At 72.2% G+C, this 19,009-nt stretch carries 20 protein-coding genes; 11 read left to right on the top strand and 9 right to left on the bottom strand.

What is annotated here, in order from left to right; translation table 11 throughout:
- Positions 1 to 27 precede the first annotated feature (27 nt).
- Both mutL and H8B08_RS04560 read left to right on the top strand, forming a co-directional pair.
- Positions 28 to 1,881, top strand: coding sequence for a DNA mismatch repair endonuclease MutL (gene mutL / locus H8B08_RS04565; protein WP_187449021.1), 1,854 nt, complete (start codon positions 28 to 30; stop codon positions 1,879 to 1,881).
- Positions 1,882 to 2,029: 148 nt separating this feature from the next.
- Positions 2,030 to 2,686, top strand: a complete 657-nt coding sequence (locus tag H8B08_RS04560) for an HAD-IA family hydrolase (protein WP_187449020.1) — start codon at positions 2,030 to 2,032, stop codon at positions 2,684 to 2,686.
- A gap of 12 nt (positions 2,687 to 2,698) precedes the next feature.
- Here the strand turns inward: H8B08_RS04560 and rsmD are convergent, their stop codons facing one another.
- Positions 2,699 to 3,265, bottom strand: coding sequence for a 16S rRNA (guanine(966)-N(2))-methyltransferase RsmD (gene rsmD, locus H8B08_RS04555; protein WP_163261424.1), 567 nt, complete (start codon positions 3,263 to 3,265; stop codon positions 2,699 to 2,701).
- A 61-nt stretch (positions 3,266 to 3,326) separates the two neighbouring features.
- Here rsmD and H8B08_RS04550 point away from each other — a divergent pair, with 61 nt between their 5' ends.
- Positions 3,327 to 4,283 (top strand): CPBP family intramembrane glutamic endopeptidase, encoded by a 957-nt coding sequence (locus tag H8B08_RS04550; RefSeq protein ID WP_187449019.1) that lies wholly within the window; start codon positions 3,327 to 3,329, stop codon positions 4,281 to 4,283.
- On the opposite strand, the gene H8B08_RS04545 is transcribed toward H8B08_RS04550, so the two are convergent.
- The gene (locus tag H8B08_RS04545) at positions 4,216 to 4,872 is read right to left on the bottom strand and encodes a 1-acyl-sn-glycerol-3-phosphate acyltransferase (protein ID WP_187449018.1); all 657 of its coding nucleotides are present in this window, start codon (positions 4,870 to 4,872) and stop codon (positions 4,216 to 4,218) included. The genes H8B08_RS04550 and H8B08_RS04545 overlap by 68 nt on opposite strands.
- Entirely contained in the window at positions 4,853 to 5,818 is a 966-nt protein-coding gene (locus tag H8B08_RS04540) for a phosphatidate cytidylyltransferase (protein WP_187449017.1), read from the bottom strand. Before H8B08_RS04540 ends, H8B08_RS04545 begins: the two co-directional genes overlap by 20 nt.
- A gap of 55 nt (positions 5,819 to 5,873) precedes the next feature.
- On the opposite strand from H8B08_RS04540, the gene H8B08_RS04535 reads away from it, so the two are divergent.
- Complete coding sequence (locus H8B08_RS04535; RefSeq protein WP_222934311.1) at positions 5,874 to 6,251, top strand: hypothetical protein; 378 nt, start codon at positions 5,874 to 5,876, stop codon at positions 6,249 to 6,251.
- Positions 6,248 to 6,916, top strand: coding sequence for a CDP-alcohol phosphatidyltransferase family protein (locus H8B08_RS04530; protein ID WP_187449015.1), 669 nt, complete (start codon positions 6,248 to 6,250; stop codon positions 6,914 to 6,916). Before H8B08_RS04535 ends, H8B08_RS04530 begins: the two co-directional genes overlap by 4 nt.
- Here the strand turns inward: H8B08_RS04530 and H8B08_RS19510 are convergent.
- Entirely contained in the window at positions 6,913 to 8,742 is a 1,830-nt protein-coding gene (locus tag H8B08_RS19510) for a pseudouridine synthase (protein WP_187449014.1), read from the bottom strand. The genes H8B08_RS04530 and H8B08_RS19510 overlap by 4 nt on opposite strands.
- Before the next feature lie 12 nt (positions 8,743 to 8,754).
- Here H8B08_RS19510 and tadA point away from each other — a divergent pair, with 12 nt between their 5' ends.
- Both tadA and H8B08_RS04515 read left to right on the top strand, forming a co-directional pair.
- Positions 8,755 to 9,216, top strand: a complete 462-nt coding sequence (tadA, locus tag H8B08_RS04520) for a tRNA adenosine(34) deaminase TadA (protein WP_187449013.1) — start codon at positions 8,755 to 8,757, stop codon at positions 9,214 to 9,216.
- Positions 9,217 to 9,271: 55 nt separating this feature from the next.
- Positions 9,272 to 10,198: an NAD(P)/FAD-dependent oxidoreductase gene (locus H8B08_RS04515; protein WP_187449012.1), complete on the top strand. Its 927-nt coding sequence runs from the start codon at positions 9,272 to 9,274 to the stop codon at positions 10,196 to 10,198.
- On the opposite strand, the gene H8B08_RS04510 is transcribed toward H8B08_RS04515, so the two are convergent.
- The 4 genes from H8B08_RS04510 to H8B08_RS04495 all read right to left on the bottom strand — a co-directional run bounded on the left by H8B08_RS04510 (position 10,195) and on the right by H8B08_RS04495 (position 13,839).
- The gene (locus H8B08_RS04510; RefSeq protein ID WP_187449011.1) at positions 10,195 to 10,782 is read right to left on the bottom strand and encodes a GNAT family N-acetyltransferase; all 588 of its coding nucleotides are present in this window, start codon (positions 10,780 to 10,782) and stop codon (positions 10,195 to 10,197) included. The genes H8B08_RS04515 and H8B08_RS04510 overlap by 4 nt on opposite strands.
- A gap of 80 nt (positions 10,783 to 10,862) precedes the next feature.
- Entirely contained in the window at positions 10,863 to 12,152 is a 1,290-nt protein-coding gene (locus tag H8B08_RS04505) for an HlyC/CorC family transporter (protein WP_187449010.1), read from the bottom strand.
- Positions 12,149 to 13,243 carry a 3-dehydroquinate synthase gene (aroB, locus tag H8B08_RS04500; RefSeq protein WP_187449009.1) on the bottom strand — a complete coding sequence of 365 codons (1,095 nt, stop codon included), beginning with the start codon at positions 13,241 to 13,243 and terminating at the stop codon, positions 12,149 to 12,151. The genes H8B08_RS04505 and aroB overlap by 4 nt, the downstream gene beginning before the upstream one ends.
- Complete coding sequence (locus H8B08_RS04495; protein ID WP_187449008.1) at positions 13,240 to 13,839, bottom strand: shikimate kinase; 600 nt, start codon at positions 13,837 to 13,839, stop codon at positions 13,240 to 13,242. The genes aroB and H8B08_RS04495 overlap by 4 nt, the downstream gene beginning before the upstream one ends.
- Between H8B08_RS04495 and H8B08_RS04490 the strand changes: the two genes are divergently transcribed.
- Both H8B08_RS04490 and H8B08_RS04485 read left to right on the top strand, forming a co-directional pair.
- Positions 13,838 to 15,499 carry a hypothetical protein gene (locus H8B08_RS04490; RefSeq protein WP_187449007.1) on the top strand — a complete coding sequence of 554 codons (1,662 nt, stop codon included), beginning with the start codon at positions 13,838 to 13,840 and terminating at the stop codon, positions 15,497 to 15,499. The genes H8B08_RS04495 and H8B08_RS04490 overlap by 2 nt on opposite strands.
- Positions 15,496 to 16,401, top strand: a complete 906-nt coding sequence (locus tag H8B08_RS04485; RefSeq protein ID WP_187449006.1) for a site-specific tyrosine recombinase XerD — start codon at positions 15,496 to 15,498, stop codon at positions 16,399 to 16,401. The genes H8B08_RS04490 and H8B08_RS04485 overlap by 4 nt, the downstream gene beginning before the upstream one ends.
- On the opposite strand, the gene H8B08_RS04480 is transcribed toward H8B08_RS04485, so the two are convergent.
- Entirely contained in the window at positions 16,398 to 17,528 is a 1,131-nt protein-coding gene (locus H8B08_RS04480) for an acyltransferase (RefSeq protein ID WP_187449005.1), read from the bottom strand. The genes H8B08_RS04485 and H8B08_RS04480 overlap by 4 nt on opposite strands.
- Positions 17,529 to 17,743: 215 nt before the next feature.
- Between H8B08_RS04480 and H8B08_RS04475 the strand changes: the two genes are divergently transcribed.
- Together H8B08_RS04475 and H8B08_RS04470 are read left to right on the top strand one after the other, a co-directional pair.
- Complete coding sequence (locus H8B08_RS04475) at positions 17,744 to 18,715, top strand: acetyl-CoA carboxylase carboxyltransferase subunit alpha (protein ID WP_163260095.1); 972 nt, start codon at positions 17,744 to 17,746, stop codon at positions 18,713 to 18,715.
- Positions 18,712 to 19,008: a hypothetical protein gene (locus H8B08_RS04470; protein ID WP_187449004.1), complete on the top strand. Its 297-nt coding sequence runs from the start codon at positions 18,712 to 18,714 to the stop codon at positions 19,006 to 19,008. Before H8B08_RS04475 ends, H8B08_RS04470 begins: the two co-directional genes overlap by 4 nt.
- The last annotated feature ends 1 nt before the right edge of the window (position 19,009 follow it).

Below are 19,009 nucleotides of genomic sequence, written 5' to 3'. Positions count from 1 at the left end.
TTTCGAGGCTCTTCTGGGCTTCCACACATGCCGATCCGCCGCCTTCCGCCAGAGACCGTCAACCGCATCGCCGCCGGCGAGGTGGTCGAGCGCCCGGCCAGCGCCATCAAGGAGCTGGTCGAGAACGCGCTCGACGCCGGCTCGACCCGCATCGAGGTGCAGGCCGACCAGGGCGGCCTGGCGCGCATCCTGGTCGCCGACGACGGCAAGGGCATGGGCGTCGACGAGCTTCCGCTGGCGATCGAGCGCCACGCCACCTCCAAGCTGGCGCCCGACGAAACCGGCGAGTGGGACCTGCTGCACATCTCCACCCTGGGCTTCCGCGGCGAGGCCCTGCCCTCGATCGGCTCGGTGGCGCGCCTGCACATCGCCTCACGCGCCCGCGGCGCCGCCGACGCCTATGCGGTCAGGGTCGAGGGCGGGGCGGTCTCCGACATCGCGCCTGCCGCCTTCCCGGGGCCGCACGGGGCGCGGGTGGAGGTGCGCGACCTGTTCTACGCCACCCCCGCCCGCCTGAAGTTCATGAAGTCGGAGCGCTCCGAGTCGCTGGCCATCACCGAGGAGATCAAGCGCCAGGCCATGGCCCACGAGGCCACCGCCTTCGCCCTCGACCTGGACGGCCGCAAGATCCTGCGCCTGCCGGCCGAGCGGGCCGGGCCGGAGGGGCGCCTCGCGCGCCTGTCGGCGGTGCTGGGCCGCGAGTTCGAGGAGAACGCGCTGCTGATCGACCAGTCGCGCGAGGGCGTGCGCCTGTCGGGCTACGCCGGCCTGCCGACCTATTCGCGCGGCAACGCCGCCCACCAGTACCTCTTCGTCAACGGTCGCCCGGTGCGCGACCGCCTGCTGCAGGGCGCCCTGCGCGCCGCCTACGCCGACTTCCTGGCCCGCGACCGCCATCCGCTGGCGGCGCTTTACCTCGACCTCGACCCCAAGGAGGTCGACGTCAACGTGCACCCGGCCAAGGCCGAGGTCCGCTTCCGGGATCCGAACCTGGTGCGCGGCCTGATCGTCGGCGCCCTGAAGCACGCCCTGGCCGCCGCCGGCCACCGCGCCTCGACCACCGTGGCGGTCAGCGCCCTGTCCGGCTTCCGCCCGGGCGTCGCCCCCTCCACGCCGTCCTGGGGCGGCTGGAGCCCGCCGCCGCGGGCGCAGACCGGCTTCATCCCGGGCCTGGGCGAAATGTCGGCCCGGGTGGAGCCGCAGGGCCTGGACGCCGGCGTCTTCGCCGCCGCCGTCCACAGCCTTCAGGAAGCCCCCGCCCCCGGCTTCGAACAGGCCGCGGTGATCGACCCGGTCGACTATCCGCTGGGGGCCGCCCGCGCCCAGGTGCACGAGACCTACGTCGTCGCCCAAACCCGCGACGGCATCGTCATCGTCGACCAGCACGCCGCCCACGAGCGGCTGGTCTACGAGCGCATGAAGGCGCAGATGGCCGAGGCCGGCGGCGCCGCCCGCCAGGCCCTGCTGGTGCCCGAGGTGGTCGAGCTGGACCCGGCCGAGGCCGAGCGCGTGGCCCGCGTCGCCGACGAACTGGCCGCCTTCGGCCTGGTGATCGAGCCGTTCGGCCCCGGCGCGCTGCTGGTGCGCGAGACGCCGGCCCTGCTGGGCGACACCGACGTCCAGGGCCTGATCCGCGACATCGCCGACGACCTGGCCGAAAACGGCCAGGCGCTCGCGTTGAAAGAGCGCATCGAGGAGGTCTGCGGCACCATGGCCTGCCACGGCTCGGTGCGGTCCGGCCGGCGGCTCAGCGCCGCGGAAATGAACGCCCTGCTGCGGCAGATGGAGGCTACGCCGCACTCCGGGCAGTGCAATCACGGACGTCCGACTTATGTTGAACTGAAGCTCGGGGACATCGAACGACTGTTCGGACGGCGCTGAGCCGGATACAGAACGGCGCAGTCTGGAGCGTGACAGCCGAAACTGAATGCGGATTTCGGCGCTGATCGCGCTCTGAACTTAGGATTTCGGGCCTTCTGATCCGCGGCGAACAGGTCCATTCGAAGCGGGAAGGCTCTAGGGGCGGGGCGTGACCTACAAGCTCGTCATTTTTGATTTCGACGGCACCTTGGCCGACTCTTTCCCGTGGTTCCTCTCGGTGATGAACCAGGTGGCGGAGGAGTGCGGTCTGCGCACGATCGCCGACCATGAGCTGGAAGAGCTGCGCCACATGTCGGCGCGCCAGATCATCAAGCGCCAGCGCGTCGCGCCGTGGAAGCTGCCGCGCGCGGCCATGCGCCTGCACGAGCTGATGGCCGCCGACGCAGAGCAGATCCGTCCATTCCCCGGCGTCGCCGACCTGCTGGACCAGCTGTCCGACGCTGGCCTGCGCGTCGCGCTGGTGACCTCGAATTCCGAAGCCAACGCCCGCCTGATCCTGGGCGAGAGCGCCTGCACCCGCATCGAGCACTTCGACTGCGGCGCGTCGGTGTTCGGCAAGGCGTCGAAATTCCGCAAGACCATGAAGCGCCTGGGCGCCACGCCGGCCCAGACCCTGTGCGTCGGCGACGAGCTGCGCGACCTGGACGCCGCCCGCAAGGTGCGCGCCGCCTTCGGCGCGGTGGGCTGGGGCTACACCCATCCCGACGCCCTGCAGGCCGGCAAGCCGACTCACTACTTCCCGACCCTGGACGACCTGGCCCAGCTGCTGCTGCCGGCCGGGGAAGGCCGCCGCGCCCAAGGCTGAGTCTGGGCTGGTTCAGCCGGCGTAACGCAGGAAGAACACCCGCGCGGCGCCGTAGTCGCGCGCGTCCAGCCGCTCGTAGCCGGGCAGCTCCGGATCGGCCTCGTCCGACGCCCGCTCCAGCATGACGATCGCGCCGGGCTCCAGCCAGCCGCCTTCCGCCAGCTTGGCCAGTGCGCGCTCGCCCAGGCCCTTGCGGTAGGGCGGATCCAGGAAGGCCAGGTCGAACGCCGGCCCGGCCGAGCCAGGGCGTACGCCGAGGTCGGTGGCGTCGCGCCGGTGCACCCGGGTGACGCCGAACAGGCCCATAGCCTCGACGTTGTCGCGGATGGCCCCGCGCGCCGCCTCGTCGGTCTCCACGAACAGGCAGAAGGCCGCGCCGCGCGACATGGCCTCCAGCCCCAGCGCGCCGGAGCCGGCGAACAGGTCGATCACCCGCCGCTCGTGCAGGCCGGGCGACCACTCCGCATGCTCCAGGATGTTGAACACGGCCTGGCGGGCGCGGTCCGACGTCGGCCGCGTACCCTGCCCCGGGGGCGTGGAGAGCCCCTTGCCTCGAAACTTTCCGGACACGATTCGCATTGCCCATTCGGGTCGCACGGCCGACCGCGCCTTAGCAAGCCGAAGGAGCTCCGGCCTCCCGATGCCCGACATCGCCGAGCGCGCGCCCGTCCCCGCCTTCCTCGCGCCCGTGGGGGCGCGGGAGCGCAAACCGAAGTGGATCGTGGCCTGGTTCTTCCTGGGCTGCGCGCTGAGCTTCGCCGGCACCGCGGCTTTGGGCGTCATCCTCGGCGTCGTCTCCCCGCAGTTCCTGGCCATCTTCTCCGACATGGAGCCGGTGCCCGAAGGCGTGAACCGCCTGTGGCTGGAAGTGCCGTTCATGGGCGTGCTCGCCCTGGTGCTGACCATGACCGCAGGCTCCTTCGTGCTGGCCGCGTCGGCCTGCTTCCAGCGCCCGATGTCGAGCTTCCTCGCCGTACGCCGCCCGAAGCTGACGCTCGCGCTGGCGGGCTTCGTCACCCTGGGCGCGCTGGTGCTCGGCTCGGTCTGGGTCGAAAGCGTGCTGACCGGCGAGCGCCTGTCCCCGCCGGTGCTGGACGTCGGCTGGCCTCTGGCCTCGCGCCTGGCCTACGCCGCCGCCGCCGCGCCGCTGCTGCTGATCGCGGCGGCGGCCGAGGAAGCCTTCTGCCGGGGCGTGCTGCTGCAGATCAGCGGCGCCTTCAGCCGCCGCATCCTGGTGCTGAGCGCGATCAACGGCCTGATCTTCGCCGCCGTGCACGTCGACCCGGACCCGGCCGCCTTCATCGCGCGGGGGCTGTCCGGCTTCCTGTTCGCCTGGGCGACCCTGCGGCTGGGCGGACTGGAGTTCGCCGTCGGCGCCCACTGGGCCAACAACCTGGCCCTGGCCTGGTTCTTCCAGCCCTTCTCGGAGGCCGCCCAGCCCGGCCAGGGCTACCCGCCGGTCTTCCTCGTCGCCGACGTCACCACCACCCTGGTCGCCGTCGCGGTGATCGAGCTCCTGGCCCGGCGGGTCAGCGCCAGCGCAGCGGCGGCGCCGACGCCTGCAGCTCCGCCAGCCGATCACGAAGCGCCGACATGAAGCCCGGCTTGTCGCCGCCCCAGCGCAGGGCCTCGCCGACCTGAACCGAGCAGTTCATCGGCACCGGGACGATCGCGCCCTTGGGCAGCACGCGCCCGGCTCCCTGGATCCATACCGGCACCACCGGCGCCTCCGGGAACGCCTCGGCCAGGCGCGCCACGCCGCTCTTCAGCGGGGCCAGTTCCTCGGGCGCGCCGCGCGTGCCCTCGGGAAACACCACGATGATCTCGCCCCGCGCCAGCGCCGCCTTGGCCGGGGCCAGCACGTCCTCGCCCCGGGCCGCCGACCGCGAAATCGGCGTGATGCCGATCATCCGCCGCGCGAACCACGACAGGGCGGGGCCGGCCAGGAAGTAGTCGGCCGCCGCCACCGGACGCACCTTGGCCAACACCTCCGGCGGAAACACCGACAGCAGCAGGAAGGTGTCCATGTGGCTGTTGTGGTTGGCCGCCACGATGGCCGGCCCGGCCAAGGGCAGCTTCTCGCGCCCGATCACGTCCGCCCCGGTCAGGAAGCGCGCGACCGGCCGGGCCAGCAGGCGCAGGAACAGCACCCGGAACGGCGACGGGTCAGTACTTGGCGAGGGCATAGTAGGCCAGCACGTGGAAATAGAGCGGCGCTGTGAAGGTCAGGCTGTCGACCCGGTCCAGCACGCCCCCGTGGCCGGGGATGAAGTGCGAGGTGTCCTTCACGCCCAGGTCCCGCTTCACCGCCGACATGGTCACGTCGCCGGCGAATCCGGCCAGCGGCAGCAACACCGCCAGCAGCACCGAAGGTCCCAGCGCCAGCGGCGTGAACAGCGGGGCCAGGAAGGCGATCAGCAGGGCGGTCAGCGCCCAGCCGCCCAGGAAGCCTTCCCAGGTCTTGTTGGGGCTGACCTTGGGCAGGATCTTGTGACGGCCGAACAGCTTGCCGCAGACGTACTGCAGCACGTCGTTGGCCTCGGTGGCGAACAGCAGCAGGAACACCATGCCGGCCGCCCCGGCCGGGGCCTCGGCGTCAGGCGTGCGCATCAACATCGGGATGACGCCGAGATTGTACACGCAGGTCACCACGCCCCAGTTGAACACCGAGACGGTCGGCAGATAGCCGCGCGTCTGGCCGGCCAGCGCCATCAGGAAGGGCGTGATCAGGAAGAACCAGACCGGAATGGCGACCAGGTAGATGCCGTAGAGGTCGGCGGCGACCAGGCCGTAGGCCACCGGCACGCTCAGATAGGCGAACAGCACCACCAGCCGGTCTTCCGACCGGATCGGGGCCAGCGACAGGAATTCCCTGAGCGCCACGAACGACACGAAGGCGAACAGCAAGGTGAGCGCCGGCCAGCCGGCGACCAGGGCGGCGGCCACCAGGGCGACCATCACCCACCAGGACCAGACCCGCAGGCGCAGCTCGCTGAAGTCCTTGCCGGGCTTGAACCGCGGCGCCAGCAAGGCGGCGAGCGTGCCGAGCACGAGCGCGCCGACGACGCCGCCCAGCCCCCAGGCGAGGGCGGAGGGCAGGTGCAGACCGATTTCGACCGACGGCGCCGGCATGGCTAGTCTCGAAAAGCCCGACTGATTCGAGGAAAGCATGGCGCAAAGCTCGTCCATGTCCCAGACCGCACGGTCCACGCCGCTGCACGTGGCTGTGGCTTTCGTGGCGATGGGGGGCTGGGCCGCCTTCGCCAACAGCGCCCACGGCCCCCGCGCCATGCTCCCGGCCTTCCTGGTCCAGGGCGCGCTGTCCGCGGTTTTGATGTTGTTGCTCAAGCGCGGGCTGGAGGCGCTCTACGCGCGTCTGCCGGGACCGGCGGCCCGGATCGCGCCGCCCCTGATCAGCTGCACCCTGATCGCCGGGGTGCTGAGCGCCGTCCACGCGCTGGCCGGCACGCCGGAGCTCCTCAGGACCGTGGCCCTGCCGTGGACCGCCTCGACGCTGTATGCGTTCGTCTACACGGCGACGCTGCCCGCCAAGGAGCCCCGGTGACCGATCCCGACCTCTCCAACCGCCGCCCGGTCAAGTTCCGCGCCCGGCGCTGGGCCCAGGCCCTGGCCGCCCTGCTGGCGCGCCAAGGGGTGTCGCCGGACGTGATCTCGGCGCTCAGCGTGGCCTTCGCGGTGATGGGCTGCGCGGCGCTGGCCCTGTCGGGGGTCAGCTTCGGGTTGGGGCGCGGCGTGCTGCTGCTGTTGGCCGTGGTCTCGATCCAGATGCGCCTGCTGTGCAACGTGCTGGACGGCCTGGTGGCGGTCGAGCACGGCAAGGGCGGGCCGCTGGGCCCGGTGTGGAACGAGCTGCCCGACCGGCTGTCGGACGCCCTGTTCCTGATCGGCGCCGGCTACGCCGCCAGCGACTCCGCGCCCCAGCTCGGTCCGGCCTTGGGCTGGCTGTGCGCCGTGCTGGCGGTGCTGACCGCCTATGTGCGCGAACTGGGCCGCGCGCTGGACAAGCCGGCCGACTTCTCCGGCCCGCTGGCCAAGCCCCAGCGCATGGGCCTGCTCAGCGTGATGGCCCTGGTGTCGCTGTTCGAGAGCGCCTGGGGCTGGCACGGCCAGACGATGCTGGGCGGGCTCGGCCTCATGGCCGCGCTCACCGCCCTCACCGTCTGGAACCGCACCGCCCGTCTGGCGACGGCGCTCAGCGAAGACGCCTAGCCGCGCGGCTTGCGCGGACCGCCGCCGGGCTTGCCCCCAGGCTTGCCGGCGAACGGCTTGCCGCCCGGACGCGGAGTGCGCGGGCGGTCGCCTTCCGCGCGGGGCTTGTAGCCGCCGCCCTCGCCTTCACGACGCGGACCGCGCGGGCGGTCGCCTTCGGCGCGAGGCTTGTAGCCGCCGCCTTCGCCGTCACGACGCGGACCGCGCGGACGGTCACCTTCCGCACGCGGCTTGAAGCCGCCGCCCTCGCCTTCGCGACGCGGACCGCGCGGACGATCGCCTTCCGCACGCGGCTTGAAGCCGCCGCCCTCACCCTCACGACGGGGGCCACGCGGGCGGTCGCCCTCAGCGCGCGGCTTGAAGCCGCCACGCTCGCCGCCGGCGCGCGAGCCGTAGCCGCCGCCCTCGCCTTCGCGACGCGGGCCGCGCGGGCGGTCGCCCTCGGCGCGCGAACCATAGCCGCCGCCTTCGCCTTCACGACGCGGCCCACGCGGGCGGTCGCCCTCGGCGCGCGGGCGGAAGCCGCCCTCCTCGCGGTCGCGGCGCGGCGGACGCGGACGCTCGGCCCCGCCCTCCTCGCGCTCGCGGCGCTGGCGGGCCGCCTCGTCCCACGGCTTGAAATCGCGTTCGCCGCCTTCGCGGAAGCCGCCTTCCTCGCGGTCGCGACGCGGGCCGCGCGGGCGGTCGCCTTCGGCGCGCGGGCGGAAGCCGCCGGGACCTTCGCGACGCGGGCCGCCGGCGCGGGGCTTGAAGCCCGGGCGGTCGCCGCCCTCGCGGCTGCGGAAGCCGCCGCCTTCGCCGTCGCGACGGGCCGGGCGCTTCGGGCCCCACTCGATCTCGGGCGCGTGCTCGCCGGCCGCCTCGTCGCGAGCGGCCTGGGCGCGCACGCGCGAGGGCTTGCGGGTCGGGTCGGCCAGGGCGTTGCCGGTGGCCAGGCGCGCGGCGGCCTTGCCGCCGGCCGGGCGACGGCCGGGCGCGGCCAGCGGGCCGGTGGTGCGGTCGCCGGTCGGCAGGTTTTCCGGCGCGATGAAATCGGCCAGCTGCTCGCGGATCACGCGGGGACCGACTTCCTCGGCCGCCCCGTCTTCCAGCGTGCCCAGCTGGAACGGACCGTAGGCCAGGCGGATCAGGCGATTGACCTTCAGGCCCAGCGCCTCGAACACCTTACGGATTTCGCGGTTCTTGCCCTCGGTCAGGGTCACGGTGATCCAGACGTTGGCCCCGCGCTCGCCTTCCTTGACCTTGTCCAGCTTGGCTTCGATCGAGCCGTAGTGGACGCCGTCGACGCTGATGCCGTCCTGCAGTTTGTCCAACTTCTGCTGGGTGATGCTGCCCAGCGCGCGCACGCGATAGCGGCGCGGCCAGCCGGTCGAGGGCATCTCCAGGGCGCGGGCCAGCTCGCCGTCGTTGGTCAGGAGCAGCAGGCCCTCGGAATTCAGGTCCAGGCGACCGACGGACAGCACGCGCGGCAGGCCCTCGGGCAGGTGCTCGAACACGGTCGGGCGGCCTTCCGGGTCCTTGTGGGTGGTCACCAGGCCGACGGGCTTGTGATAGCGCCACAGGCGGGTCGGCTCGGGCTCGTTGACCACCTTGCCGTCGACGGTCAGCACGTCTTCGCGGGTGACCAGCACCGCGGGGCTTTCCAGGATGCGGCCGTTCACGGCCACCTTGCCCAGGCTGATGAGGCGCTCGACCTCGCGGCGCGAGGCGATGCCGGCGCGAGCGAGGGCCTTGGCGACGCGCTCGGACTTCGGCGCGGCCGGCTTGGCGGATTTTTCTTGACCGGCGCGGGACTTCGCGCCGCTTTCGCGGGTATGACGGACCATGATCGGGCTCTGATGCGCATAGCGCTGGAAGAAGCGCAAGCCGCCGCCGACAAAGGCGAGGCGCCGATCGGCGCCGTGCTGGTCGATCCGGCCACCGGCGAGGTGCTGGCCCGGGCCGGCAACGCCCCCATTTCACGGTCCGACCCGACCGCCCACGCCGAGATCCTGGTCATGCGCGAGGCCGCGCAAAGGCTTGGAAACTACCGGCTGACCGGCCTGACCCTCGTCGTCACGCTGGAGCCCTGCGCCATGTGCGCGGGCGCCATCAGCCATGCGCGCATCGGCCGCGTCGTCTACGGGGCCGAGGACCCGAAGGGCGGCGCCGTGGCGCACGGCCCGCGCTTCTTCGAGCAGAAGACCTGCCACTGGCGCCCCGAGGTCGAGGCCGGCGTGCTGGGAGCGGAGAGCGCGACCCTGCTGCGCGATTTCTTCCGGGCCCGGCGCAAGCCCGCCAAGGCTGAGGCTGCGTTCTAGAGCGAACCGCCCTCGCCCGACTTCGTTTGCTCCCGGAGCAGGGACGGAGTCTGTCGTGGCCGACCGAGACTGGCTGGACTGCGTGGTGATCGGCGCCGGGCCGGCGGGCCTGAGCGCGGCGGTGTACCTGGCCCGCTTTCGCCGGCGCTTCGTACTGGTCCACGACGGCTCTTCCCGCGCGGCCTGGATCCCGCGCACCCGCAACCTGCCGGGCTATCCCGACGGCATCGAGGGTCCCGACCTGCTGGCCGGCATCGCCGCGCAGGCGCGCCGCCACGGGGCGGAGCTGCGCGAGGCGCGGGTCGAGACGCTGGAGATCGTGGAGGGCGGCTTCGCGGTCGGCCTCGACGGCGCGACCCTGCACGCGCGCACCGTGCTGCTGGCCACCGGGGTGAAGGACGCCGAGCCCGACCTGCCCGACGTGTTCGGGGCGGTGCAGCGGGGCCTGATCCGCATCTGCCCGATCTGCGACGCCTTCGAGGCCGTCGACAGCCGCGTGGGCGTCATCGGGGCCGGAGAGAAGGGCGCGCGCGAGGCCCTGTTCCTGAAGACCTACACCGACAAGCTGACCCTGCTGCACGTCGGCGCGCCGGCGAACCTGAAACCGGAACACCGCGCCTGCCTGGCCGAGCGCAGGATCACCGTGATCGACACGCCGATCGACGCGGTCGAACTGGAGGGCGACCGCATCGTCGCCTTCAGCTCCGCCGGCCACCGGCACGTGTTCGACACCGTCTATTCGGCCCTGGGCGCGACGCCACAGAGCCTGCTGGCCGAAAAGGTCGGGGCGCGCACCAACCGCGAAGGCTGCCTCGAGGTCGACGCCCACCAGCAGACGTCAGTGTCGGGCCTCTACGCCGCCGGCGACCTCGTGAAAGGACTGAACCAGATCGTGGTGGCCATGGCCGACGCGGTCATCGCCTCCACCGCCATCCACAACCGCCTGCGCGAGGCCGAAGGCCTGGTCGCGCCCTGGGCCTAGGCCGCCAGATCCACCCGCGTCTGGAGCCGCTGTCGCACGGCCGGCCACTCGGGCGCGGTGATCGAGAACACCACGGTGTCGCGGACATAACCGGTGTAGGTGACCTTGTGGGCGCGCAGAACGCCCTCGCGCACCGCGCCCAGCTTGCTCACCGCCGCCTGGCTGCGGGCGTTGCGGCTGTCGACGAAGAACTCGACCCGAAGCGCGCCGGCGTCGAAGGCTTCGCGCAGCAGCAGCAGCTTGCACTCAGGATTGACCGGACCGGAACGCGCCTCCGGCGCGTAGAAGGTGTAGCCGATCTCCACCCCGCGATGCCCCGCACGGGGGTCGTGGAAGCTGGTGGTGCCCACGATCTTGTCGTCCGACAGCCGGCGCACGGCGAAGGGGATGCGCTTGCCCGACGCCAGGCCGGCCATGGCGTCCGACCACCAGGCCTCGAAGCCTTCGCCATAGGCGGTGACCGACATGATCGACCAGGCCTCAGGGTCCTGGTCGAGCGCCGCGCGCACCTCGGCCTTCAGGTCTTCGGAATAGGGTTCGAGACGAACGAAACGGCCGGTCAGCGGCCGGGCGGTCAGATGCATGGTCACCCCCGGAGAGGCGCCACCTTTGCCGTTCCGCAGTCGCCGGCGCGAATGAACTTCGGCGCCGGATTGTTGCCGGCTCAGGCCTGCTCGTCGCCTTCCAGCGGGGCCGACACGCGGAGCGCGGTGATCTGGTTGCGCTGGCGGCGCAGGACCTGGAACCGGTGGCGGTGGAAGATGAAGGTCTGGCCGGGCTCGGGGATGGTCTGGGCCTCGTGGATGACCAGGCCGGCCACCGTCACCGCCTCGTCCTCGGGCAGGTCCCAGTCCATGGCGCGGTTCAGGTCGCGGATCGGCACCACGCCGTCGACGTGCACCGAACCGTCGTCCTGTTTGCGCACGCCCTGGACGGCGAAGTCGTGCTCGTCCTCGATCTCGCCGACGATCTCCTCGAGGATGTCCTCCAGGGTCACCAGGCCCTGCAGGCCGCCGTACTCGTCGACGACCAGGGCGAAGTGGCTGCGCTTCTTCAGGAACAGGTTCAGCTGGTCCTTCAGATTGGTGGTCTCGGGCACGAACCACGGCTCGCGGGCGATGGCCGGCACGTCCAGGCCCGACAGGTCGCCCCCGGCGCGCGTCACCGCCGCCATCAGGTCGCGCGCGTGCAGCACGCCGACGATGTTCTCCGGATTGTCGCGCCACAGCGGGATGCGGGTGTGGCCGATGTCCAGCGCTTCCTCGACCAGCTCGGCGGCCGGCAGGCCGGCGTCCAGGGTGGCGATGTTCTTGCGGTGGACCATGATCTGCTCGACGGTCCGCTCGCCCAGGTCGAGCACGCCGCGGAACATGTCCCGGTCGCTCGCCTCCACCTTGCCTTCCGAATGGTGGTACTCGACCGCGCCGCGGATCTCCTCGTGGGCGGCCAGCACGTCGGTCTCCATCGACAGGTTCACGCCGAAGGGCCGCAGCGTGTGGCGCACGATCCACTGCGCGCCCCAGGCCAGCGGCCCGAAGACCTTCACGATCCACACGGTCGGCCCCGACAGGGTGCGGGCCACGTCGTCGGCGCGGGTCAGCGCCAGCGTCTTCGGCAGGATCTCCGAGAACACCACGATCAGCACGGTCATCACCACGGTGGCCAGGACCACGCCCAGCGCGCCCGGGAAGACCCGCGACAGCACCGCCGTGGTCAGGGCCGAGGCCAGGATGTTGACCACGTTGTTGGAGAGCAGGATCGCGCCGATCATCCGCTCCTGGTCGTCGTTCAGCCGGTTGACCCGCCGCGCCCGCCGGTCGCCCTCGCGCTCCAGCTGGTGCATGCGCCCGCGGCTGGAGGCGGTCATCGAGGTCTCGGCCGCCGAGATCAGGCCGGAGACGCTGAGCAGCACCACCAGCGTCACCGCCAGCACCACGAAGGTCCCGGCGATCATGGCCGCGCGCCCTCGGCGATCAGGAAGTCGCGCACGGCCGCGCGATCGACGCCGCGGGCCACGAAGGCGTCGCCTATCCCGCGCGCCAGCACCAGCACCAGCTGGCCGGCCTCCGCCTTCTTGTCGCGGGCCATGTGATCGATCAGGCGCTCGGCCGCGAACGGCGCGCCTTTGACCTCGGCCATCGTGGTCGGCAGGCCGGCGGCGGCCAGGGCGGCCTCGGCCCGGCGCGCGTCGGCCTCGGGGCAGAGGCCCAGCCGCGCCGACAGGCGGAAGGCCTGGGCCATGCCGATCGCCACCGCCTCGCCGTGCAGCAGCGAGCCGTCGAAGCCGGCCTCCGCTTCAAGCGCGTGGGCGAAGGTGTGCCCCAGGTTCAGCAGGGCGCGCCGGCCGGTCTCGCGCGGGTCCTCGGCCACGATCTCGGCCTTCATCTCGACCGAGCGGGCGACCGCGTGGGCCAGGTCGCCGCCGATGCCGTCGGCCTCCAGCCGGGCGAAGAAGTCCGCGTCGCCCAGCAGGCCGTACTTCACCACCTCGGCCCAGCCGGCCTTCAGCTCCCGTTCCGGCAGGGTGGCCAGCACGTCCAGATCGGCCAGCACCAGCCGGGGCTGCCAGAAAGCGCCGATCAGGTTCTTGCCGCGCGGGGTGTCGATGGCGGTCTTGCCGCCGACCGAGGAGTCGACCTGGGCCAGCAGCGAGGTCGGGATCTGCACGACGTCGATCCCTCGCATGTAGATCGCCGCCGCAAAGCCGGCCAGGTCGCCGATCACTCCGCCGCCCACGGCCACGATCAGGTCCTTGCGGTCCAGGCCCAGCCCCAGCAGCCGGTCGCACAGGCGCTCCAGCTCGGCGAAGGACTTGGAGCCCTCCCCCGGCGGCACGGTCACGAGGCTCACCCGCAGGCCGGCGTCGGCCAGCGCCTGCACGATGGCTGAGCCGTAGAGGCCGGCCACCGTCTCATCAGCCACCACCGCCGCTCGACCCCCGCGGGCTAACGGGCGGATCAGCTGGCCTGCGCTGGCGATCAGGCCGGCGCCGACCAGGACCTCATAGGGCCGGAAGCCCTCCCCCGACACTCCGATCGTCCTCACGCCGCCCCCCGCAGATGCTGTTTCAGGGCCGACAGGACCGCATCGACCGCCCGGCCGTGCGAGCCGTCGCCGGTGTCCACGATCAGGTCCGCCTCGGCGTACAGGGGATAGCGCACCTCCGCCTGGGCCTTGAGCACCGCCAGCGGGTCCTTGCCGCGCAGCAGCGGGCGGGTGTCCTTGCGCGTCACGCGGCGGGCCAGGATCTCCAGGTCCGTCTTCAACCAGACGGTGATCGCCTTCTCGCGCAGCAGGGCGCGGGTCTTCTCGTGCACGAAGGCGCCGCCGCCGGTCGCCAGCACCTGCGGCGGGCCGTTCAGCAGGCGGGCGATCACCCGGTGCTCGCCGGCGCGGAACTCAGGTTCGCCCAGGTCGGCGAAGATGTCGGAGACGCTGCGGCCGGCGGCCTTCTCGATTTCGACGTCGGCGTCGCGGAAAGGCAGGCTCAAAACCTTGGCCAGACGACGCCCGACGGTTGTTTTTCCCACGCCCATCAGCCCGACCAGCGCTATGGTGCGGCGGCAAAGCTCGGGATCTACCGCGGGAGGCGGCGATCCGGGCTGGGGTGTGGCACGCGGCGCGTCGAGAGGATCGTTCATGAACCTGTTCGCCTTTACACGAACGCGACAGATTCTATCCAGCGTTTCGGCTGCCGCGCTGCTGAGCCTGGCCCTGCCCGCGGCCGCGCAGGTGCAGAGCCAGAGCCTGGCCGCGCTGGACCTGTGGTCGCCGCCGGGCGACGACACCGGCCTCGGCGCCGATCTCTGGCGCGGCGCCTCCGCCGACCTCGCCCGCAACGTGCTGACCGACCTCGGCCAGAAGCCGCTCAACCCCGCCCTCGCCGAGCTCGGCCGGCGGGTGCTGGCCACCGGCGCGGCCGCGCCCGAAGGGGCGGGTGCGGACGCCAGCCTGGCCGCGCTGCGCGTGCGCGCTCTGATTGCGCTGGGCGATCCGGTGGCCGCGACCCGCATTCTGGACCGCACCCCGCAGGTGGAGGCCGACGAAGGCCTGTCGCGGGCCCAGGCCGAGGCGGCCCTGCTGCTCGGCCGCGACGAACGCGCCTGCGAGACCGGGCAGCGCCTGCAGCAGAACCGCGACGGTATCTGGTGGCTGAAGCTGCGCACCTTCTGTCACCTGATCTCCGGCGACCCGCTCTCGGCCCAGCTGACGCTCGACCTCTGGCGCCAGCAGGGCGGCAAGGACGCGGCCTTCGAAAAACTGGCCTCGGCGCTGGCCGCGGCCGACGTCTCGGCCAAGGCGTCGCTGAACGACCCGCTGGAATACGCCCTGTCGCGGCGGCTGCAGCTGGACCTGACGCCGGCCCTCGCGTCGGCGCCGCCGGCCGTGCTGGCCGCGGTCGCCCAGGACACCTCCGCCGCCGACGCCGCCCGCCGCGAGGCGGTGTTCCGCGGCCTGCGCGCCGGCGTGGTCTCTCCGATCGAGGCCCGCGCCGTCTACACCCCGGCCGCCGCGGTCGGCGCGCCGGCCGCGACCGACGCCGCCGCCCCGCCGCCGCCGTCCAGCGACCTCCCCGCCCTGGCCCAGACTCCCGGCGGCGAAGGCGAGGCGGCGCTGGCCACCCTGGCCGCCCTCACCCCGGACCCGGCCACCCGCCAGAGCGCCGTGCGCATCCTGCTGGGCCGCACCAAGAGCGCCGCCGAGTTCCAGGCCGTGGCCCGGCTCGTCCGCCCGCGCATCGCCGAGCTGGTCGAGGCCAAGGTCGCGCTCGAAGACCCGGTGACCTTCGCCTCGGCCGCCGCCGCGGCCGGCGACGCGACGACCGCCACGGCCATCCGCAGCAACATCGAGCAGGGCGCGGCGCCTGGCGCCGATCCCCTGGGCCTGGCCCTGCTGGACGCCCTGATCGCCGCCGGCGGACAAGGCGGCCCGACCCTGGACCGGGTGGTCGAGCGCGGCGGCGTCGGCGAGGCCAAGGACCGCGCCCGGCCGCAGTCCGCCGCCCTGCTGCTGGCCGCCGTCGGCGCGCCGATGACGCCTGCGGCCCGGACCCAGTTCGCCGCCTTCGATCCACCGGCCGGCAAGACCTCGCCGGCGCGCCTGGCCGCGCTCGCCGACGCCGCCCGGGCCAAGCTGCCGGGCGAGACCGCGCTCTACGCCCTGTCGATCGCGCGCCAGCAGCCGAACGCCCTGTCCGTCCCCGACCGGGCCGCCGTGGTTCGCGCGCTGGCCGACGCGGGCCTGAAGGAGGACGCCACCCGCATCGCTCTGGAAGGCCTGGTCGCCGCGCAAGGTCGATGAGCGTCTCTCCCAAGGTCGAGGCCTTCCTCGAAATGATGGCGGTCGAGCGCAACGCCTCGCCGCACACCCTGGCCGCCTACGAGCGGGACCTGACCGACGCGGAGGGATTCCTGGCCGACCGCGGCGGGCTGGAGAAGGCGGGGACGGAGGACGTGGAGGCCTGGTATCGAGACCTGGACCTTCGCGGCCTGTCGGCCGCCACGGCCGCGCGCCGGCGTTCGGCCGTGCGCCAGTTCTACCGTTTCTGCCTGGGCGAAGGCTGGCGAGAGGACGACCCGTCCCGCCGGCTGGAGGCGCCCAAGCAGGGCCGCCCCCTGCCGAAGGTCCTGACCCGCGAGGAGGTCGACGGCCTGATCGCCGCGGCCGGCGCGCGCGACGGGGCGCAGGGCGCGCGCCTGGCCTGCATGATCGAGCTGCTCTACGCCTCGGGGCTGCGCGTCTCCGAGCTGATGGGCCTGCGGCTGGACGCGCTGGCGCGCGACCCGGCCTACCTCGTGGTCAAGGGCAAGGGCGGCAAGGAGCGGCTGGCCCCGCTGAACGACGCGGCGCGCACGGCCGTGAGGGCCTATCTGCAGGTCCGCCCTAGCTTCCTGCCCAAGGGCGACAAGGCCAATCCCTGGCTGTTCTGTTCGCGCGGCGCCGGCGGCCGGCTAAGCGCGCGGCGGTTCGCCCAGCTGCTGGACGCCGCCGCGCTGGACGCCGGCGTCGACCCGGCCCGGGTCAGCCCGCACGTGCTGCGCCATGCCTTCGCCACCCACCTGCTGGAGGGCGGCGCGGACCTGCGGATCGTGCAGACCCTGCTCGGCCACGCCGACATCGCCACCACCCAGATCTACACCCATGTGGCCACCGACCGGCTGCGCGCGGTGGTCGAGAGCGCCCACCCGCTGGCGAAGGACTAGGCGGAGGCGACGGCGAACGTCCGGCGCGTCCGGAACAGCCGCCGGCCGGGCACTTCGACAAGCCGGTAGGTCAAGGCGGCGGACCCGATGCTGAGCGCCACGAACAGGACCGCATAGGCCACGCTCCAGGCCGGCGGCAGCCGCTCCAGGTGGAAGGCGGCCTTCAGGCGCGGCAGGAAGGTCCAGAACACCATGAACCAGACCCCGTGCATCAGGTAGATCGAGTAGGAGATCCGCCCCAGGTACTGGGGTAGCCGCGCCGCCATCAGGCGCGCGAAGCCGGCCTGGTTGTAGGCGCCCGCGAGCACCAGCATCGCGAACAGCGGCGGCGCGACCAGGTCGTGCCATCCCCAGTGGAACTTCATCGCCAGCAGCGGGAGGACGGCGGCCACGGCGGCGTCGCTCGCCAACCAGGCGCGCGCCCAGCCGCGCCGATACAGCGCGTGTAACCCGACCCCCATCGTGAAGCCGAACAGGCACCGGAAGAAGCCGTAATCGAAGGTGATGTCCAGGTTGCCGGCGGGCCGCAGCAGGACCAGTCCGACCAGCAGAACATACCCGCCGATCAGAAGCAGCGCGCCGCGCCAGGTCCGACCCGTCGCCGCCAGCAGCCCGACGCCGATGAAGTAGGTCCACCACTCCGCGCCGATCGACCAGGAGACGATGTTCCAGGACAGGTAGACGTGCTGGTTCATGGCGTTGGTCAGCAGGAAATTGCTGGGCAGCGCCTTGTCGGCGAAGAAGCTCTCGACGCTGCCGTCGACGAGCGACGGCTGAGACGCCGCCACCCACCGCGCGAAGGCGATCAGCAGCAGCAGGGTGAACAGGTGCAGCGGGTAGATGCGAAAGAAGCGGGCCTTCAGATACCCGAACGCCGACCGCAGCCGCACGCCGCCGGCGAAGTCGTCCCCGTAGACGTGGGCGATGACGAAGCCGCTGAGGATGAAAAAGAAGTCGACCCAGAGGTAGCCGCTGGTGATCAGGCCGGTCCAGGCGTGCGGGACCAGCGGGCCCAGATCCCGATAGAAGAGGCTGACGTCGATGTGGAACAGCATCACCCAGACGGCGGCGACGCCGCGCAGGGCCGTCAACGACGGCAGGTAGCCGTCGGCCGTTTTCGAAGTCATCGCTCGCCCCCCGCGCCGCACCATCTTCCGTGGCTGCGGCCCAGCTATCGGACGTCATGATGACAGCGCTGTCAATTTTCATGGCGCCCGCGAACGGCCCCAGGAAACCGAGCGCGGCGCCCAAAGCTTCTGGCCTCGGTACCGGACCGCTTGTGAGCCGCGGCGCTTGGGCCTAGGTTCCGGCGCTTGTTTTTGACGCTGCGTCAGGCTCCTGAATGATCGCGCCCGTGCGCCACTATCTCGAATTCGAGCGGCCGATCGCCGACCTCGAAGCCAAGATCGAAGAACTGTCCCGTCTGTCGGAGACCGCCGGCGCCGGCGCCTTCGACGCGGAAATCGCCGCCCTGCGCGCCCGGGTCGTGGACCTGCGCAAGGACGCCTATTCCAAGCTCGACCCCTGGCAGAAGACTCAGGTGGCGCGCCATCCGGAGCGTCCGCACCTGCGCGACTACCTGGCCGGCCTGATCGACGAGTTCGTCGAGCTGCGCGGCGACCGCTCGTTCGGCGACGACCAGGCGATCGTCGGCGGCCTGGGCAAGTTCCGCGGCCAGCCGGTCGTGGTCATGGGCCACGAAAAGGGCTGGGACACCACCACCCGCCTGAAGCACAACTTCGGCATGGCCCGCCCCGAGGGCTACCGCAAGGCGGTGCGCCTGATGGACATGGCCGAGCAGTTCGGCCTGCCGGTGGTCACCTTCGTCGACACCGCCGGGGCCTATCCCGGCATCGGCGCCGAGGAGCGCGGCCAGGCCGAGGCCATCGCCCGGTCGACCGAACGCGGCCTGACGCTGGGCACGCCGATGGTCGCCACGGTCACCGGCGAAGGCGGTTCGGGCGGCGCCATCGCGCTGGCCGCCGCAAATCGTGTCCTGATCCTGGAACATTCCATCTACTCGGTGATTTCCCCTGAGGGCGCGGCGTCCATCCTGTGGAGGGATGGCTCGCGCGCCAGGGACGCGGCAGCCGCCATGAAGATCACCGCCCAGGACCTGATCGGTCTCGGCATCGTCGACCGTATCGTCGAAGAGCCGACCGGCGGCGCGCATTCCGATCCCGAAACCGCTATCCGCAATGTCGGGGACGTGCTCGAGCAGGAACTGCGCATGCTCGCGCCGCTGTCCGCCGACGAACTCAGGAAGCAGCGCGCCGATCGGTTCTATGCGATCGGGCGTGCTGGATTGGCTTGAACGGCGAATTCATCGCACGACTGATCACGGCGGCCTGGTGGCTGCTGGCCGGCTTCTGGCTGGGCCTCTTGATCGCAGGCCAGGTCGGGGCGGTGCACGTCCCGATCTGGGCCCTGCCCGCCCTCACCCTCGTGATCTGGGTGGCCTGCCGCTGCCCGAAATGCGCCCTGCCGGTGTTCTATCGGCCCAGCGGCCTGCCCGGCCGCTTCCGCATCCGCTGGCACTTCGCGCCGCCGGACCGGGCCTGCCCGCGCTGCGGCATGCGCTTCAAGGCGCGCAAGCCGGCTTGGTGAC

Origin of the sequence: Caulobacter sp. 17J80-11 (assembly GCF_014349105.1) — a bacterium.
Classification (GTDB): domain Bacteria; phylum Pseudomonadota; class Alphaproteobacteria; order Caulobacterales; family Caulobacteraceae; genus 17J80-11.
Note: the sequence above shows the minus strand (reverse complement) of the source record. Positions and strands in the feature narration are given on the sequence as shown.

Coding starts and splice junctions, on each gene's coding strand:
- mutL (WP_187449021.1), top strand. CDS start 28: ATGCCGATCCGCCGCCTTCCGCCAGAGACCGTCAACCGCATCGCCGCC.
- rsmD (WP_163261424.1), bottom strand. CDS start 3,265: ATGCGAATCGTGTCCGGAAAGTTTCGAGGCAAGGGGCTCTCCACGCCC.
- H8B08_RS04550 (WP_187449019.1), top strand. CDS start 3,327: ATGCCCGACATCGCCGAGCGCGCGCCCGTCCCCGCCTTCCTCGCGCCC.
- H8B08_RS04545 (WP_187449018.1), bottom strand. CDS start 4,872: ATGCCCTCGCCAAGTACTGACCCGTCGCCGTTCCGGGTGCTGTTCCTG.
- H8B08_RS04540 (WP_187449017.1), bottom strand. CDS start 5,818: ATGCCGGCGCCGTCGGTCGAAATCGGTCTGCACCTGCCCTCCGCCCTC.
- H8B08_RS04535 (WP_222934311.1), top strand. CDS start 5,874: ATGTCCCAGACCGCACGGTCCACGCCGCTGCACGTGGCTGTGGCTTTC.
- H8B08_RS19510 (WP_187449014.1), bottom strand. CDS start 8,742: ATGGTCCGTCATACCCGCGAAAGCGGCGCGAAGTCCCGCGCCGGTCAA.
- tadA (WP_187449013.1), top strand. CDS start 8,755: ATGCGCATAGCGCTGGAAGAAGCGCAAGCCGCCGCCGACAAAGGCGAG.
- H8B08_RS04510 (WP_187449011.1), bottom strand. CDS start 10,782: ATGCATCTGACCGCCCGGCCGCTGACCGGCCGTTTCGTTCGTCTCGAA.
- H8B08_RS04505 (WP_187449010.1), bottom strand. CDS start 12,152: ATGATCGCCGGGACCTTCGTGGTGCTGGCGGTGACGCTGGTGGTGCTG.
- H8B08_RS04490 (WP_187449007.1), top strand. CDS start 13,838: ATGAACCTGTTCGCCTTTACACGAACGCGACAGATTCTATCCAGCGTT.
- H8B08_RS04495 (WP_187449008.1), bottom strand. CDS start 13,839: ATGAACGATCCTCTCGACGCGCCGCGTGCCACACCCCAGCCCGGATCG.
- H8B08_RS04485 (WP_187449006.1), top strand. CDS start 15,496: ATGAGCGTCTCTCCCAAGGTCGAGGCCTTCCTCGAAATGATGGCGGTC.
- H8B08_RS04480 (WP_187449005.1), bottom strand. CDS start 17,528: ATGACTTCGAAAACGGCCGACGGCTACCTGCCGTCGTTGACGGCCCTG.
- H8B08_RS04475 (WP_163260095.1), top strand. CDS start 17,744: ATGATCGCGCCCGTGCGCCACTATCTCGAATTCGAGCGGCCGATCGCC.